The 13947-nt window shown below is 34.1% G+C and carries 18 protein-coding genes and 1 pseudogene; 17 read left to right on the top strand and 2 right to left on the bottom strand.

Annotation, left to right across the window (positions count from 1 at the left end; genetic code table 11):
- Nucleotides 1-11 precede the first annotated feature (11 nt).
- Nucleotides 12-464 (bottom strand): T9SS type A sorting domain-containing protein, encoded by a 453-nt coding sequence (locus ABEG63_RS11140; RefSeq protein WP_346584802.1) that lies wholly within the window; start codon nucleotides 462-464, stop codon nucleotides 12-14.
- Nucleotides 465-628: 164 nt separating this feature from the next.
- Between ABEG63_RS11140 and tpx the strand changes: the two genes are divergently transcribed.
- The 17 genes from tpx to ABEG63_RS11055 all read left to right on the top strand — a co-directional run bounded on the left by tpx (nucleotide 629) and on the right by ABEG63_RS11055 (nucleotide 13385).
- A complete protein-coding gene (gene tpx, locus ABEG63_RS11135; protein WP_267402611.1) occupies nucleotides 629-1126 on the top strand; it encodes a thiol peroxidase in 498 nt (165 codons plus the stop codon).
- A 239-nt stretch (nucleotides 1127-1365) separates the two neighbouring features.
- Complete coding sequence (locus ABEG63_RS11130) at nucleotides 1366-2577, top strand: DUF763 domain-containing protein (RefSeq protein WP_346584800.1); 1212 nt, start codon at nucleotides 1366-1368, stop codon at nucleotides 2575-2577.
- 297 nt (nucleotides 2578-2874) lie between these two features.
- Nucleotides 2875-3465 (top strand): Crp/Fnr family transcriptional regulator, encoded by a 591-nt coding sequence (locus tag ABEG63_RS11125; RefSeq protein WP_346584798.1) that lies wholly within the window; start codon nucleotides 2875-2877, stop codon nucleotides 3463-3465.
- A 77-nt stretch (nucleotides 3466-3542) separates the two neighbouring features.
- Nucleotides 3543-3953: a VOC family protein gene (locus ABEG63_RS11120; protein ID WP_346584797.1), complete on the top strand. Its 411-nt coding sequence runs from the start codon at nucleotides 3543-3545 to the stop codon at nucleotides 3951-3953.
- A gap of 39 nt (nucleotides 3954-3992) precedes the next feature.
- Entirely contained in the window at nucleotides 3993-4400 is a 408-nt protein-coding gene (locus tag ABEG63_RS11115) for a VOC family protein (protein WP_346584795.1), read from the top strand.
- Nucleotides 4401-4534: 134 nt separating this feature from the next.
- Entirely contained in the window at nucleotides 4535-4987 is a 453-nt protein-coding gene (locus tag ABEG63_RS11110) for a hypothetical protein (protein ID WP_346584793.1), read from the top strand.
- Between the two features lie 139 nt (nucleotides 4988-5126).
- Complete coding sequence (locus ABEG63_RS11105) at nucleotides 5127-5651, top strand: DinB family protein (RefSeq protein ID WP_346584791.1); 525 nt, start codon at nucleotides 5127-5129, stop codon at nucleotides 5649-5651.
- A 2-nt stretch (nucleotides 5652-5653) separates the two neighbouring features.
- Nucleotides 5654-6430 carry an alpha/beta hydrolase gene (locus ABEG63_RS11100; RefSeq protein ID WP_346584789.1) on the top strand — a complete coding sequence of 259 codons (777 nt, stop codon included), beginning with the start codon at nucleotides 5654-5656 and terminating at the stop codon, nucleotides 6428-6430.
- 228 nt (nucleotides 6431-6658) lie between these two features.
- A complete protein-coding gene (locus ABEG63_RS11095; RefSeq protein WP_267402618.1) occupies nucleotides 6659-7090 on the top strand; it encodes a VOC family protein in 432 nt (143 codons plus the stop codon).
- 81 nt (nucleotides 7091-7171) lie between these two features.
- A complete protein-coding gene (locus ABEG63_RS11090) occupies nucleotides 7172-7585 on the top strand; it encodes an SRPBCC family protein (RefSeq protein WP_346584787.1) in 414 nt (137 codons plus the stop codon).
- Between the two features lie 37 nt (nucleotides 7586-7622).
- Nucleotides 7623-7862, top strand: a complete 240-nt coding sequence (locus ABEG63_RS11085; protein WP_346584785.1) for a hypothetical protein — start codon at nucleotides 7623-7625, stop codon at nucleotides 7860-7862.
- Between the two features lie 86 nt (nucleotides 7863-7948).
- Nucleotides 7949-8815 (top strand): VOC family protein, encoded by an 867-nt coding sequence (locus tag ABEG63_RS11080; RefSeq protein WP_346584783.1) that lies wholly within the window; start codon nucleotides 7949-7951, stop codon nucleotides 8813-8815.
- A gap of 133 nt (nucleotides 8816-8948) precedes the next feature.
- Nucleotides 8949-9782, top strand: a complete 834-nt coding sequence (locus ABEG63_RS11075) for an SDR family oxidoreductase (protein WP_346584781.1) — start codon at nucleotides 8949-8951, stop codon at nucleotides 9780-9782.
- A 60-nt stretch (nucleotides 9783-9842) separates the two neighbouring features.
- Nucleotides 9843-10271 carry an SRPBCC domain-containing protein gene (locus ABEG63_RS11070; protein WP_346584779.1) on the top strand — a complete coding sequence of 143 codons (429 nt, stop codon included), beginning with the start codon at nucleotides 9843-9845 and terminating at the stop codon, nucleotides 10269-10271.
- A 45-nt stretch (nucleotides 10272-10316) separates the two neighbouring features.
- Entirely contained in the window at nucleotides 10317-10769 is a 453-nt protein-coding gene (locus tag ABEG63_RS11065) for an SRPBCC domain-containing protein (RefSeq protein ID WP_346584777.1), read from the top strand.
- A gap of 22 nt (nucleotides 10770-10791) precedes the next feature.
- Nucleotides 10792-11250, top strand: a complete 459-nt coding sequence (locus tag ABEG63_RS11060; protein ID WP_346584775.1) for a hypothetical protein — start codon at nucleotides 10792-10794, stop codon at nucleotides 11248-11250.
- A 131-nt stretch (nucleotides 11251-11381) separates the two neighbouring features.
- Nucleotides 11382-13385, top strand: a complete 2004-nt coding sequence (locus ABEG63_RS11055) for a S9 family peptidase (RefSeq protein ID WP_346584773.1) — start codon at nucleotides 11382-11384, stop codon at nucleotides 13383-13385.
- 304 nt (nucleotides 13386-13689) lie between these two features.
- Here ABEG63_RS11055 and ABEG63_RS11050 read toward each other — a convergent pair.
- Nucleotides 13690-13947: pseudogene (locus ABEG63_RS11050) on the bottom strand (hypothetical protein); the annotation flags it as partial.

Genomic DNA, 13947 nt, shown 5'->3' with positions numbered 1-13947 from the left:
AAGAGTTTTTTTTAAGGTTTTTTGATAATTTTAATAGGTTTGATTTCAGGATTTTTAAATGATAACATATAAATTCCCGGGTTTAAGTTGCGAAGATCAAGCTTGTCAGAATCAAGTTTTGCTTTAAAAACAAGTCTTCCGGCAGTATCGTACGCTTCCGCTTCTTCAATTTTTGTTTTAGAATCGAGCTTTACATACACGAAATCTGTGGTCGGGTTTGGATAAATCTTAAGGTTTTCTTTCTGAAGTTCATTCACTCCCAAAACCTGTAAAACAGTTTGATAAAGCATTCCCATTGTTCCTGAATTTGCCTGCTCAGGATCAGTCGGGATTACATAGATTTCTCCCACAGAATGCGTAAAATTATCCGCAGAAACAGCTCCAGAATTGATATTTCCAATCGCAGACTGGGCAAAACCAAAAACAGGAACTCCAAATAATAAAAGAGTAATTTTTTTTCGCATGATTATTGATTTTTTTAGGACTGCGAATATAGATAAAATTTTAGTTAAAAAACTGATTCCTAGATTAAAGAATTTTTATTTCCACTTTAAGATTAATTTAACCATTATTTGATTGAAAAAATTTATCATTTTAATTAAATTTGAAAAACTTTAAATATAAATTTATGTCAACAATCACTTTAAAAGGAAACGCAGTTAATACCATAGGAACTTTACCATCAGTAGGAACTACCATTAAAGATTTTGCTTTGGTAGATTCAGGGTTAAATGTAAAAACATTGGAAACTTTCGAAGGAAAGAAAAAAGTGTTCAATATTTTCCCAAGTATTGATACGCCCACTTGTGCATCTTCTGCAAGAAAATTCAATGAAGAAGCTTCTGCGTTGGAAAATACTGTGGTAATCAACGTTTCTAAAGATTTACCTTTTGCTTTGGGAAGATTTTGCGCAGCTGAAGGTTTAACAAATGTTGAAACTCTTTCAGATTTCAGAAGCAGTTTTGGTGATGATAATGAAGTAACCATTACAGATTCTCCTTTGAAAGGACTTTTAAGCCGTGCCGTTATCGTTACGGATGCGGATAACAAAGTGGTTTACACAGAGCAGGTTTCTGAAATTGCAGACGAGCCAAACTACGAAGCAGCTTTAGATGCTTTAAAATAAAATAGTAGAAATAAAAATTTCTAAAAAGTCTTGTGAAAATATTCGCAGGGCTTTTTTGTAATTTTACACCATAAACATCTGTGTAATCCGCCAAATCCGCGAGAGTATATTTAAACTTAAATTATTAAAAAATAGGCAAAAAACCTTTGTGAAATTAGTGTGAAAAATTGGTGTCATTCGTGTTTAAAAAATGATTCCAATCATCAAACAATCAATATCAAAAGTCCTACCTTTACAAAATGAAACGCTCCGGAACCGCAGATTTACCCCTTCACTACGGCAAAGTACCACCTTGGCTGTACGAGCGTATGTCTACCTTGGGGCTTTCAATCGTTGAGGTGATCTTAATGGATTACGGAAAAGACGAAGTTCTTCGCCGATTGGCAGATCCGTTTTGGTTTCAAAGTTTTGGCGCGGTGATGGGAATGGATTGGCATTCTTCCGGAATTACAACTTCAGTAATGGGCGCTTTAAAACGTTCGATCAATCCCAATTCTCAGTCACTTGGCTTGTATATTTGTGGTGGAAAAGGCAAATTTTCACGAGAAACTCCTTCAGAACTATTGCAAATTGCAGATAAAACGGGTCTAAACGGAAACGATTTGGTAAAAGCCAGTAAACTTTCTGCGAAGGTTGATAATACGGCTATTCAGGATGGTTATCAATTATACTTGCACAATTTTATTTTGTCTGATAACGGAAATTGGAGCGTCGTTCAACAAGGAATGCACGAATCCGACGGAACGGCAAGACGCTATCATTGGCATTCTGAAAACATAAAATCCTTTATTGAAGAACCTCACACGGGAATCAACGGAATTTCAAGAGGACAAATTTTAAATTTAACCGATTCTGAAGCTTCCGAAAACCGAAAAGGAATTTTAGATATTTCTCACACGGATTCTGCGAAAATTATGAGCGATTTTGCCAGACTAATTCTTCCGAACCATCATGATGTTCAGGCTTCTGATGTAGATTTAAAACGTCTTGGAGCGCTTTTATATGTAACCCGCGAACAACAACCTCAAAATTTCGAGGATTTATTGATGTTGGAAGGTGTCGGTCCGCGAACGATGCAATCTTTGGCTTTGGTAAGTGAAGTCATTCACGGAGCGCCTTCGAGATTTAAAGATCCTGCAAGATTTTCCTTTGCTCATGGCGGAAAAGACGGTCATCCGTTTCCTGTTCCGACCAAAATTTATGATGAAAGTCTTCAAATTTTAAAATCAGGAATTGAAAAATCAAAGCTTGGAAATTCAGATAAATTAAAAACGTTGAATAAACTTCATCAAATTATTGAATCAACAGAAAAAGATTTTATCCCAAATTTTGATATTCAGGAAGTCATTGAAGAAGAAAGACAAAATTCATGGAGATTTGGCGGAAAAACAGTCTTTGGAGATGCCCAGAAACCTTCGAATCCAAAACCAATTCAGCTTTCTTTGTTTTAAATTTAATAAACATAACGATTTAACTGTCTTTTGTCATTCTGAACGAAATGAAATGGAGTGAAGAATCTCTAAAGATATGGCTTAGATTCTTCCTTTTTCAGAATGACAGAAATAATATATTTTTGAGGTTAAAATTAAAACGTTTAATAGTATAGAATTAATTCAAACAGCCTTTAACGCTAACATGCAAAGGATTACACAAAAATCAACTACAACAAATCATCATTTTGTTTAATAATTACTTTATCAAGTCCAATAAAAATTCTATTTTTAAAAATCTAAAAAAACATTGACTTGATGAGCAATAAAGCCTTAGAAATCTGCTACGACTTCCCATTTTTCCTAGACGAAGAGCTTGAAGAGATATTTCAGGCTCACGAAAAAGTAATTTTCAGAAAAGGAGATTTCATCCTTGAAGAAGGTAAAATTGCGAATGCGTATTATATTTTGGAAAAAGGCTTGGCTCGTTCATTTGTCAATGATTTTAATGGAAACGAAGTCACGACGCACTTTTTCGTGGAAAATGAAATTATTATTGAAGTTTCTTCATTATTTCAAAGAATTCCGACTCAGGAAAATATAGTTTGTATCTCCGATTGCGAATGTTGGAGATTTGATTTTGAAACTTTTCAGGAGTTATTTCACAAAATCCCAAACCTTAGAGAATGGGGAAGAGCCTGGATGTCGCAGCAACTTTTCGTCTACAAACAGCGTTCCGTGGAGATGTTTACACTTTCTGCTACAAAACGTTACCTTAATCTTTTAGAACAAAAACCTCATGTCATACAATTTGCTCCGCTGAAGCAAATTGCTTCCTATCTGGGAGTTACGGATACTTCCTTAAGCAGAATTCGTAAAGAATTGGTTTCTCATCCGAAGAAAATTTAAATCTTGTCTTATGGCAAGTTGACTTTCACAGCAACTTGGTAATTTTGGTTTAAAGTTAAACACTAAAAAATTACAAAATGGAAATCAATCAGATTTATGTTAATCTTCCGATAAAAGATGTTCAGAAAACGAGAGAGTTTTGGACGAAGCTGGGCTTTTCTATCAACGAACAATTTTCCGATGAAAAGGTAATTTGCGTAATAATGAAAACAGATCATATTTATACGATGTTTTTAAAGGAAGAGTTTTTTCAAGCCTTTACAAACAGACCTATTGCAAATGGAGAAACTACTCAAACACTTCTTTGTATTGGGGCAAACAGCCGCGAAGAAGTTGATGATATGGTGGAAACGGCTGTTGAAAATGGAGGTTCAACATATAGCGAACCGCAAGATCACGGTTGGATGTATCAAAGAGCTTTTGCCGATTTGAACGGGCATCAATGGGAAGTTATGTTTGCAGATATGTCTAAACTTCCGACTGAATAATATTTCTAAAATTAAAACAAAACCTTAAAAAATTACAAAATGAAAATTAATCAAATTTTTGTCAATCTTCCGGTAAAAGATATTCAAAAAACTAAAGAATTCTGGACAAATATTGGGTTTCCAATCAACGATCAAATCTCGGATGAAAAAGTGGTGTGTATTGTGATGAGCGATAATATCCAAGTGATGTTTTTAGAAGAAGAATTTTTCCAGACTTTTTCGGAAAGACCTGTTCCAAAAGGAGATACAACGCAGGTTTTGGTAGCAATCGGCTTAGATAGCCGTGAAGAAGTAGACCAAGTGGTGAATGTTGCTGTAGCAAACGGAGCGTATCAACACGAAGAAGCGCAGGATCACGGTTGGATGTACCAAAACTCTTTCTGGGACATCAACGGACATGGCTGGAATGTCATTTTTGCCGATCCTTCTCAGATTCCTACAGAGTAAATTGATTTCACTCAAAACTGTTGAAAGCACTCCAAAATTCCCCTCCAATGGAGGGGTGGCGAAAATTCGAAGAATTTTTGACGGGGTGGTTAATTAAAGAAAATAAGTTTTTCAAACACCAAAATCCAAAAAATATGAAAAACGATATCGAAATTATCAAAATTCAGATATCCAGCAATTATCACGTAATCTCGATGAACATTGAAGGAATCATGAATGAAGAAGCAATGATTTTTCCAAACGGTGAGGCCAATTGCATGAACTGGATTTTAGGACATTTAATTTACATTAGAAATCCTTTAATCAATATTTTAGGTGAAGAATCGGTTTGGGACAGCGAAAAATTTTCATGTTATAATCGTGGCGAAATTCCTTTGAAAAGGAAAGATGAATTTATCTCTTTTGAAGAATTAAAATCATATTTAAAACAATCTCAGGAAAAATTAGAAGCAAAACTTAACACGATAGAAAGCTTTAATCCTGAAACAATTAAAGATATTTCCACGCTTTGCCTTCACGAAATTTATCACAGCGGACAACTCGGTTATCTCCGAAGAATTCTCGGAAAACCTGGTGCAATAAAATAAGCTTAAACACAAATTCCACGAATATTTTTCACAAATAAACATAAAAAAATAAAACACAATCATCTGCAAAATCTACGAGAGTAAAAATAAGTAGTATAAATTAAGTGAGAATTCGTGGCAAAATCAAAAAAATAATCAAATGGATACACCAAAATCAAAAAAATTAGAAATCATCATCCCTGCATTTCGAGGTCATAGTCAGAATTTTCTTATGGTTCTCGACGGAATTTCAGAAGAAGATGCCTTAAAAAGAATTGAAGGTAGAACCAACCATATTATTTGGATGGGCGGAAATTTTCTCGATATGCGTTATGCAATGGGATTCGTTCTTGGATTACAGGAAGATTTTGAATTCAAAGACTTTTTCTTGCAGGGAAAAGCATTGGATGAAAGTTTAAATTACCCGACTTTACAACAATTAAAAGAATCTTTTCATAAAATTTCACCATTAGTTTATCAAAGATTATTGGAAGTTACGGACGAAGAATTAGACAAAGCATTTCCAATGGGAATGAACACCGATTTCTTCCCAGAAACTGCCCTGAATTTCGTTGGAATGTGTATCGGTCGTGAAGATTATTTGTGTGGACAAATCGGGTTGATGCGCAGAATTCTGAGTTATGAAGGAATGAAATACGACTTTGATAAAAATTTAAAATACTAAATATGAATCCGGTTGAAAAAGGTCATAAGCCAATCAATGGAATCAAGATATATTACGAAATCTATGGTTCCGGAAAACCTTTGGTATTAATTCATGGCGGCGGAGGTTCAATTTTGTTTGATTATAAAGAAGTGATTTCAAGATTGGAAAACAAATTTCAATTAATTGGAATCGATTTACAAAATCACGGAATGTCCGAACATCGTGATATTCCTGAAACTTTCGAGCAAGACGCTCATGATGTTGCTGCTCTTTTGAAAGAATTAAATATTAAAAAAGCTTCATTTTTGGGTTTCAGTAACGGCGGAAGTACAGTGATTCAAATTGCTCATCTTTATCCCGAAATGATAGATAGATTAATCGTGGCATCTGCATTTTACAAAAAAGATGGAATGATGGATGGCTTTTTTGAGGGAATGACAGACGTAACTTTTGAGTCGATGCCGGAACCTTTGAAAATTAACTTTTTAAACTTAAATCCAGATTTTTCGGCATTAGAAAATATGTTCGATAAAGACGGCAAAAGAATGCAGACTTTTGAAGACTGGAGCGAAGATATTTTGAGAAGTATTAAAGCTCCAACTTTATTTATTTCAGGAGATAAAGATATTATAAAACCAGAACACGTTGTGGAAATGTGGCGTTTGGTGGAAGGTTCTCAAATGATGATTCTTCCCGCGACTCATGGCTCTTACATGATGGCTGATTTTGGAGGTAATCTTGATGAAAAATTAATTGACTTTACAGTAAACGAGGTTGAGAAATTTTTGAATAAATAAACTTAAAATTAACTATTAAAGAAAATTTTTCAATCCAGTTTGCTTTTTTCAGAACGAAAAATAAGCATATCAAAAAAACATTCAACCTTTGCTGAGTGAAAAGCCTTTGCGAACAAAAAATATTCTCAAACATCTTAAAGAAAATCTTTGCGCACTTTGCGTTTAAAAAAACAGAAGATTGCCACGTCGCAAGCTCCTCGCAATGACAAACTTTTAAAAATACATATTATGGCTAAATTAAATCCGTATTTAAATTTTGATGGGAAAGCAGAAGAAGCTTTCAATTTTTACAAATCCGTTTTTGGTGGAGAATTTTTAGGTGAAATTCACAAAATGGGAAATGCTCCCGGAACTGAAAATTTATCCGACGAAGAAAAAAACAGAGTGATGCACATCGCGCTTCCGATTGGTGGAGATTTGTTGATGGCATCGGACATCGTTCCAAGTTTCGGACAAAATCTGACTGTTGGAAATAACAATTATGTTTCTATTTTTCCGGACTCAAGAGAAGAAGCAGACCGACTTTTCAAGGGACTTTCGGAAGGTGGAAATGTAGAAATGCCTATTGAAGATCAGTTTTGGGGAGATTATTTCGGAAGCTTTCAGGATAAATATGGAGTTCATTGGATGGTGAACTATAATGAAGAATACACAAAATAATCTTATCTTTAACTAAATTATTAAAAAGGGTAACTGAAAATTTTTCGTTGCCCTTTTTACTCTACTTAAAAAAATACAATTATGGAACCTATTAAAATTGACATTACGATTTTAGCGCCTGTTCAGAAAGTTTGGGATTATTATAATGAGCCTAAACATATTACAAAATGGAATTTTGCCCACGAATCCTGGCAATGCCCAAGTTCTGAAAACGATCTTCGTGTGGGAGGAAAATTCAAAAACAGAATGGAAGCAAAAGACGGAAGTTTCGGATTTGATTTTGAAGGAATTTATGATGAAGTAATTCCAGATGAGAGAATAAAATATCATATGGAAGATGGTAGAAATGTTGACATTACCTTCGATAAGATTGATGAAAACACAACGAAAGTAAAGATCATTTTTGATCCCGAAAAACAAAATTCATTGGAAATGCAAAGAGAAGGTTGGTATGCGATTTTGAATAATTTCCATAAATATGTAGAAAATAATTAATTATAATCTTTTCAAAATCATGATAAATTTAGTAATAATGGCGAAGTGTTTAAGTTCCATTTGCGCTGTGAATCATGTTGCTAAGGGAGTTTTTTTGCAAGGTGTTATTGCGATGCCTGCAAGAAAAGCTTTGGAAAGAGAGAAGATTGATTCTTTGGAAAAACTTTGTGGTTATTCCGAGAAAGAAATTATGCAGCTGCATGGTTTTGGGAAAAATACAATGCAAAAACTGAAAATTTACATGAATGAAAATCATGTTTCTTTTAAAAATACATAATTTGTCATTCTGACGAAGAAAGAATTTATTTAAAAACGAGAGATTACTTCACTTTGTTAGCAATCACGATCTAAATTAAAAACTATATGAATAACGATATTTTCCCGTGCCTTTGGTACGATGGAGACGCCAAAGAATCTGCAGAGTTTTACTGTAAAGTATTTGACGGAAAAATTACCGCAGATACACCTGTTGTAATGAATATTGATCTTTTTGGTCAAAAATTAATGTTATTAAACGGAGGGCCGCAATTTAAGAAAAATGCTTCCGTTTCATTTATGGTCATTTGTGAAACGGAAGATGAAGTTCAGAGATATTGGGATCAATTGCTGGAAGACGGAATGGCTTTAATGCCTTTAGATTCTTATTCCTGGAGTAAAAAATATGGCTGGGTTAAAGATAAATATGATGTAACCTGGCAAATATTTTTAGGAGAAAAACAATCGGAGCAAAAGATTATTCCGACTTTGATGTTTATTCATGAAAATAATGGAAAAGCACAGGAAGCAATGGAATTGTATACTCACACTTTTCCAAACTCCAATATTGAAAATATTCTAAGGTATGGAGATGGAAGTGAAGGTCATCCAATCCCAGAACCTGCTGAAAATATTCAACATGCACATTTTGAAATTGATGGTTACAGTTTTTTCTGTATGGATAATTCGTATGACCACAAGTTTGATTTTAATGAAGGAATTTCAATGGTTATCATGACCAATGATCAGGAAGAAACCGATAAATATTGGAATACTTTGACTTTGGATGGCGGAAGAGAAAGCATGTGCGGTTGGCTGAAAGATAAATATGGTTTTAGCTGGCAAATTGTCCCGAAAAAATTGATCCAGTTAATGAGCGATCCGGATGCGATAAAAGCGCAAAAGGTTGTTCAGGCGATGATGAGAATGCAGAAAATTATTATTCAGGATTTAGAAAATGCTTATGATTCTTAAGATATAGGCTGGATGATGGAAGCTGGAGGTTGGAAGTTTTTTTCGACCGTTAAAAACTTCAAGCTTCCATCATTTAGCCTCCCAACTTTCTTCTTCGGCTTGCTGTTTGATGTATTTAGAAAAAGATTTGCATATGAAAACACAGAACAAGTCACAATCTAAATCGAAAGTTCCTAAAGATGGACTTTATCCTGAGATTATCCGAAAAAACTATTTGGGAAGCAAGAAGCTTTTCAATAAAAAAGCAGTCATTTCAGGTGGTGATAGCGGAATCGGGCAGGCAGTTGCTGTTCACTTTGCAAGAGAAGGGGCTGATGTTGCAATTATTTATAACGAAAGCGATAAAGATGCTAAAGAAACAAAGAAACTGGTAGAGAAAGAAGGTAGAAAATGTACTTTAATTAAAGGTGATGTAACCAAAAAAGCTTTCAGAACAAGATGCGTGGAAAAGATCAAAAAAGATTGGAGAACACTGGATATCTTGGTAAATAATGCCGGAATTCAGTTTCCTAAAAATAATATAGAAAATATTTCTGAGGATCAGATTCAGAAAACTTTTGATACCAATATTATTTCAATGATTGCTCTAACCAGAGATTTTTTATCATTAATGCAAAAAGGAGCAAGAATTATTTGTACAACGTCGGTTACAGCATATCGAGGAAGCGATCATCTGATCGATTATTCTGCTACTAAAGGAGCAATTGCAACCTTCATCAGATCTTTAGCTGTTAATATTGCTGAAAGAGGTATTTTGGTGAATGGAGTTGCACCGGGCCCGATTTGGACGCCACTTGTGAAAGAAACTTTCGATGAGCTTTCAACATTTGGAAAAGACAATCCGCTGATACGCGCTGGCCAGCCCTCGGAAGTGGCACCTGCCTATGTTTTTCTGGCTTCGGAAGATGCCAATTTTATCACCGGCGAAATCATTCATATTAATGGAGGCGACTTTGTCGGAGGATAATTACAATTTAAAAATCAAAATAACTCAATTTTTAATCACAGCTAATTTTAAATATTAATAATGGAAATTTTAAATTTTGACATTGAAATCAATGCATCACCCGAAAAAGTTTGGAGTGTACTTTGGGCAGATATTTCTTTTAGACAATGGACTTCGGCTTTTACGAAAGGTTCTTTCTATGAAGGAACACTTGAGGAAGGAAGTATCGTAAAATTCCTTGATCCTGATAATAATGGAATGTATAGCAGAGTAGAGAAAAACATTCCGAATGAAGAAATGAAATTTCTGCATTTAGGAGAAATTTATGATGGTGTAGAAACTGCACAAGAATGGGGAGAAGCAACAGAAACCTATATCTTGGAAGAAAATGAAGAAGGTGTTTTATTGAAAATTATTATTAATACTTCTGATGAGTTTAAAGAATTTTTTGAAGATAAACTTCCTTTAGCTTTATCAAATGTGAAACATCTTTCGGAAAATCAACTTTAATTAATTGTATTAGTCAAAAAACATCAATTCAATAAAAGCAAAATTATGGAAACTTTATCTTACGAAATAGTAATCAATGCCTCTCAACAGAAGGTTTGGGATGTGCTTTGGAATGAGCAAACCTATGCTCAATGGACGAAATTTTTCAATCCGGCTTCTGATTCTTTTATGAAAACCGATTGGAAAGTTGGTGGTAAAACATACTTTACCAATTCAGATGGTGAAGGGATGGTTTCCACAATTGACAGTCTTGAAGAACCGAATCAAATCATTTTCAAACATTTAGGAATGATTGATAAGGAAGGGAATGAAGATACGGAAAGCATGGAAGTCAAACAATGGAGCGGCTGTTTTGAAAAATATATCTTGATTGATTTTGATGGAAAAACAAAGCTTCATGCTGAGGTTCAGGTGGAAAAAGAATGGCAGGATCATATGAATACAGGTTTTACAAAAGGTTTGGGAATTGTGAAAGATCTTGCTGAAAATCAGATGTAATCATTAAAAACAAAAATCAAGTATGAAATTATTAACCATTCTTTTTATAACCTTTATTATAGCTTTACTAGGAACGAAAATCTTTCAGGGAAGTTGGAATTTTTTATTTTCCGGAAACTTAGGAATGGCAGTTTTCATCATATTTACGGGATTTGCCCATTTCAAATTTCAAAAAGGCATGGCGATGATGATTCCGGATTTTATTCCTGCTAAAATGTTTTGGGTATATTTTACAGGAATCATTGAAATTGGTGCAGGAATTGGGTTGATGTTTCCTTCAACAAGAGAAATTACAGCAGTTTTGTTAATTATTTTCTTGATTTTGGTTTTTATAGCGAATATTAATTCATCAAAGAAAAAAGTAAATCTTTTCAAAGCAGATTATTCCGGGCCGGGAATGAATTATCTTTATAAAGAGCGACTTCCAATGCAGATTATCCTAATTGCATGGACTTGGTTTTTTGGAATTTATTTGAATTAAATAATATTGGAAAGTAAGGGCTTTCCTTTTTTAATGTTAAAAAATTCACAAATTGTAGACAAAATGTAACATTTTAGACTTAAAAAATGTCTTATAGTAAAAGTTAGTTCGTTTAACCAAAACCATGAAATATGAATTTAAATTCTAAGATTTTCGGAATCACACAGGTTGTAATTTCTACCATTATGATGAACGCACAAAGTACGAATGCCCAACTACCAGGCGATCCCGCGCTGGTTTCTAACAAGGCAACAATAGACAAGCTTATTAATTATGACAAAGGAAACTTCAAATATAAAGTGGAAGATTACTTTGCCCGACCTAAAGCTTCTCAGTTTAAAATTTCTCCTGACGGACAGTATCTTTCCTATAAAGAAAAGGACAAAGACAGTAAAAATCATGTGTATGTAAAAGACCTGAAATCAGGGAAAATTACAAAAGCATTAGTTGAAAAAGATGATCTGATCAGAAGTTACGGCTGGCTGGATAAAAAACGATTATTTTACACCCAAGATCGTGGTGGGAATGAAAATATTCATTTGTATGCTGCGGATATTGATGGGAAAAATTTAAAGGATTTAACACCTTTTGACGGAATTACTTTAGGAATGGTTCGCCTTATAAAAGATACCCCTTTTGTGATTGTGACCATGAACAAAAATAATAAGCAGATTTTTGAGCCCTACAAGATCAATTTCAACACGGGTGAAACTACTCAGCTGTATGAAAATAAAGATGTTAACAGCCCGATTGATGATTATCTTTTTGATAAAGACGGAAATTTAAGAGGCTACAGCATTCTTGAAAATGGGTTGACTACCAAATTGTATTACAAAGATTTAGCGACAGGAAAGTTTAATCTTTTAAAATCTACAGATTGGAAAGATGGCTTCAATGTGATCAGTTTTAATGATAATTCTAAAAATAAAGATGAATCATACGTTGTCACCAATCTTGATAGTGATAAATCGAGAATTGTACTGTATGATTTAAAGAAAAATTCTATTATTAAAGAAATTTATTCTAATCCGACTTTTGATGTAAGTTCAATAAGTAAAGCCGGGAAAAACAGAAATTATGAACTGGATTACATCAGCTATAATGGGATTAAAAATGAGACGATTCCTGTAAGCAGTTTTTATAAGACCATTCATGATAAACTGAGTTCAGAGTTTGGTGACAAACAGTTTTCTATTGTTTCTTCGGATGATAATAATGATAAATTGCTTGTGGTGGTTGATAGTGATAAATTGTACGGAAAGTACTATGAATACGATACAAAATCTAAAACAACCAAGCTTCTTTTTGATCTGATGCCTCAATTGAAAGAGGAAGATATGGCAGAAATGCGTCCGATTGAGTTTAAGAGCAGAGACGGTTTAACGATTCATGGATATATTACCTTACCAAAAGCGGCTTTGGAAGGTAAAAAAGTTCCATTGATTGTGAATCCTCACGGCGGTCCGCAGGGAATCAGAGATGATTGGGGCTTTAATCCTGAAACGCAGTTGTTTGCAAGCAGAGGATATGCTACATTGCAGGTTAATTTCAGAATTTCAGGAGGTTATGGTAAAAAATTCCAGACTTCGGGTTATAAGCAGATTGGAAGAAAAGCAATGGACGATGTGGAAGATGGTGTAAAATACGCGATTGAGCAAGGCTGGATTGATAAAGATAAAGTGGCCATCTACGGCGGAAGTCACGGTGGTTATGCTACATTGATGGGTTTAATTAAAACTCCGGATCTTTATTCTTGTGGCGTTGATTATGTTGGAGTTTCCAATATTTTCACGTTTTTCGATTCTTTCCCAGAATACTGGAAACCTTATAAAGAAATGGTAAAGCAAATCTGGTATGACCTTGACAATCCTGAGGAAGCAAAGATTGCTAAAGAAGTTTCACCAGTCTTTCAGATTGATAAAATTAAGAAACCATTGTTTGTAGTTCAGGGTGCAAATGATCCGAGAGTAAATATCAACGAATCTGATCAGATTGTAAAAGCGTTGAGAGGAAAAGGTTTTGAAGTTCCTTATATGGTAAAATATGATGAAGGTCACGGGTTTGGTAAAGAACCTAATCGACTGGAATTTTATAAATCGATGTTAGGGTTTTTCGCGGAAAATTTTAATAAGTAAAATCCAAAGTTTTTATAATTAATTAAACGGAAAGTGATTGCGCTTTCCGTTTTTTTATTTTGTATAATAATAACATTATGAAAATTTCCCTTCTTTGAAGGGGTGGATTTTTGCGAAGCAAAAAGACGGGGTAGTTTATACATAATAAAGTAATAACTATAATACTAAGTTTATAAGACCACCCCGTGAAAATTCTTTGAATTTTCGCCACCCCTCTACTGGAGGGGAATTTTTCAGGACTGACTATCATTAAAGTAAAAGACTTAACCCTAGCCCTGATGTTCTATGTTAAATTGCAAATTATTTAGGTTAAAATTTTAAAGTTTTTTTGATAATCCGGTTGATATTTCGTCTTATTCTTCACCACTCCAAAACAGATTCTCAAAAGTTTATTACAAACCGCTATCAAAGCCAATTTCTTTGCCTTCCCTTGAGAAAGAAGCTTTTCATAAAACTCCTTGCAATGCTTGTTATACCGAATTGCCGACCACGAACAAACATACAACAAACCACGGATATGAGTCTTGGATGTCCTACATTTTCCAGGTGAATAAGATTTCTT

It is taken from the genome of Chryseobacterium sp. C39-AII1 (assembly GCF_039672645.1).
Lineage (GTDB): Bacteria > Bacteroidota > Bacteroidia > Flavobacteriales > Weeksellaceae > Chryseobacterium.
Note: the sequence above shows the minus strand (reverse complement) of the source record. Positions and strands in the feature narration are given on the sequence as shown.

Excerpts from the sequence above, each read along its gene's own strand:
- ABEG63_RS11100 (WP_346584789.1), top strand. The coding sequence starts at position 5,654 with ATGAATCCGGTTGAAAAAGGTCATAAGCCAATCAATGGAATCAAGATA.
- ABEG63_RS11120 (WP_346584797.1), top strand. The coding sequence starts at position 3,543 with ATGGAAATCAATCAGATTTATGTTAATCTTCCGATAAAAGATGTTCAG.
- ABEG63_RS11060 (WP_346584775.1), top strand. The coding sequence starts at position 10,792 with ATGAAATTATTAACCATTCTTTTTATAACCTTTATTATAGCTTTACTA.
- ABEG63_RS11140 (WP_346584802.1), bottom strand. The coding sequence starts at position 464 with ATGCGAAAAAAAATTACTCTTTTATTATTTGGAGTTCCTGTTTTTGGT.
- ABEG63_RS11110 (WP_346584793.1), top strand. The coding sequence starts at position 4,535 with ATGAAAAACGATATCGAAATTATCAAAATTCAGATATCCAGCAATTAT.
- ABEG63_RS11075 (WP_346584781.1), top strand. The coding sequence starts at position 8,949 with ATGAAAACACAGAACAAGTCACAATCTAAATCGAAAGTTCCTAAAGAT.
- ABEG63_RS11125 (WP_346584798.1), top strand. The coding sequence starts at position 2,875 with ATGAGCAATAAAGCCTTAGAAATCTGCTACGACTTCCCATTTTTCCTA.
- ABEG63_RS11090 (WP_346584787.1), top strand. The coding sequence starts at position 7,172 with ATGGAACCTATTAAAATTGACATTACGATTTTAGCGCCTGTTCAGAAA.
- ABEG63_RS11105 (WP_346584791.1), top strand. The coding sequence starts at position 5,127 with ATGGATACACCAAAATCAAAAAAATTAGAAATCATCATCCCTGCATTT.
- ABEG63_RS11070 (WP_346584779.1), top strand. The coding sequence starts at position 9,843 with ATGGAAATTTTAAATTTTGACATTGAAATCAATGCATCACCCGAAAAA.
- ABEG63_RS11130 (WP_346584800.1), top strand. The coding sequence starts at position 1,366 with ATGAAACGCTCCGGAACCGCAGATTTACCCCTTCACTACGGCAAAGTA.
- ABEG63_RS11085 (WP_346584785.1), top strand. The coding sequence starts at position 7,623 with ATGGCGAAGTGTTTAAGTTCCATTTGCGCTGTGAATCATGTTGCTAAG.
- ABEG63_RS11080 (WP_346584783.1), top strand. The coding sequence starts at position 7,949 with ATGAATAACGATATTTTCCCGTGCCTTTGGTACGATGGAGACGCCAAA.
- tpx (WP_267402611.1), top strand. The coding sequence starts at position 629 with ATGTCAACAATCACTTTAAAAGGAAACGCAGTTAATACCATAGGAACT.
- ABEG63_RS11095 (WP_267402618.1), top strand. The coding sequence starts at position 6,659 with ATGGCTAAATTAAATCCGTATTTAAATTTTGATGGGAAAGCAGAAGAA.
- ABEG63_RS11055 (WP_346584773.1), top strand. The coding sequence starts at position 11,382 with ATGAATTTAAATTCTAAGATTTTCGGAATCACACAGGTTGTAATTTCT.
- ABEG63_RS11065 (WP_346584777.1), top strand. The coding sequence starts at position 10,317 with ATGGAAACTTTATCTTACGAAATAGTAATCAATGCCTCTCAACAGAAG.
- ABEG63_RS11115 (WP_346584795.1), top strand. The coding sequence starts at position 3,993 with ATGAAAATTAATCAAATTTTTGTCAATCTTCCGGTAAAAGATATTCAA.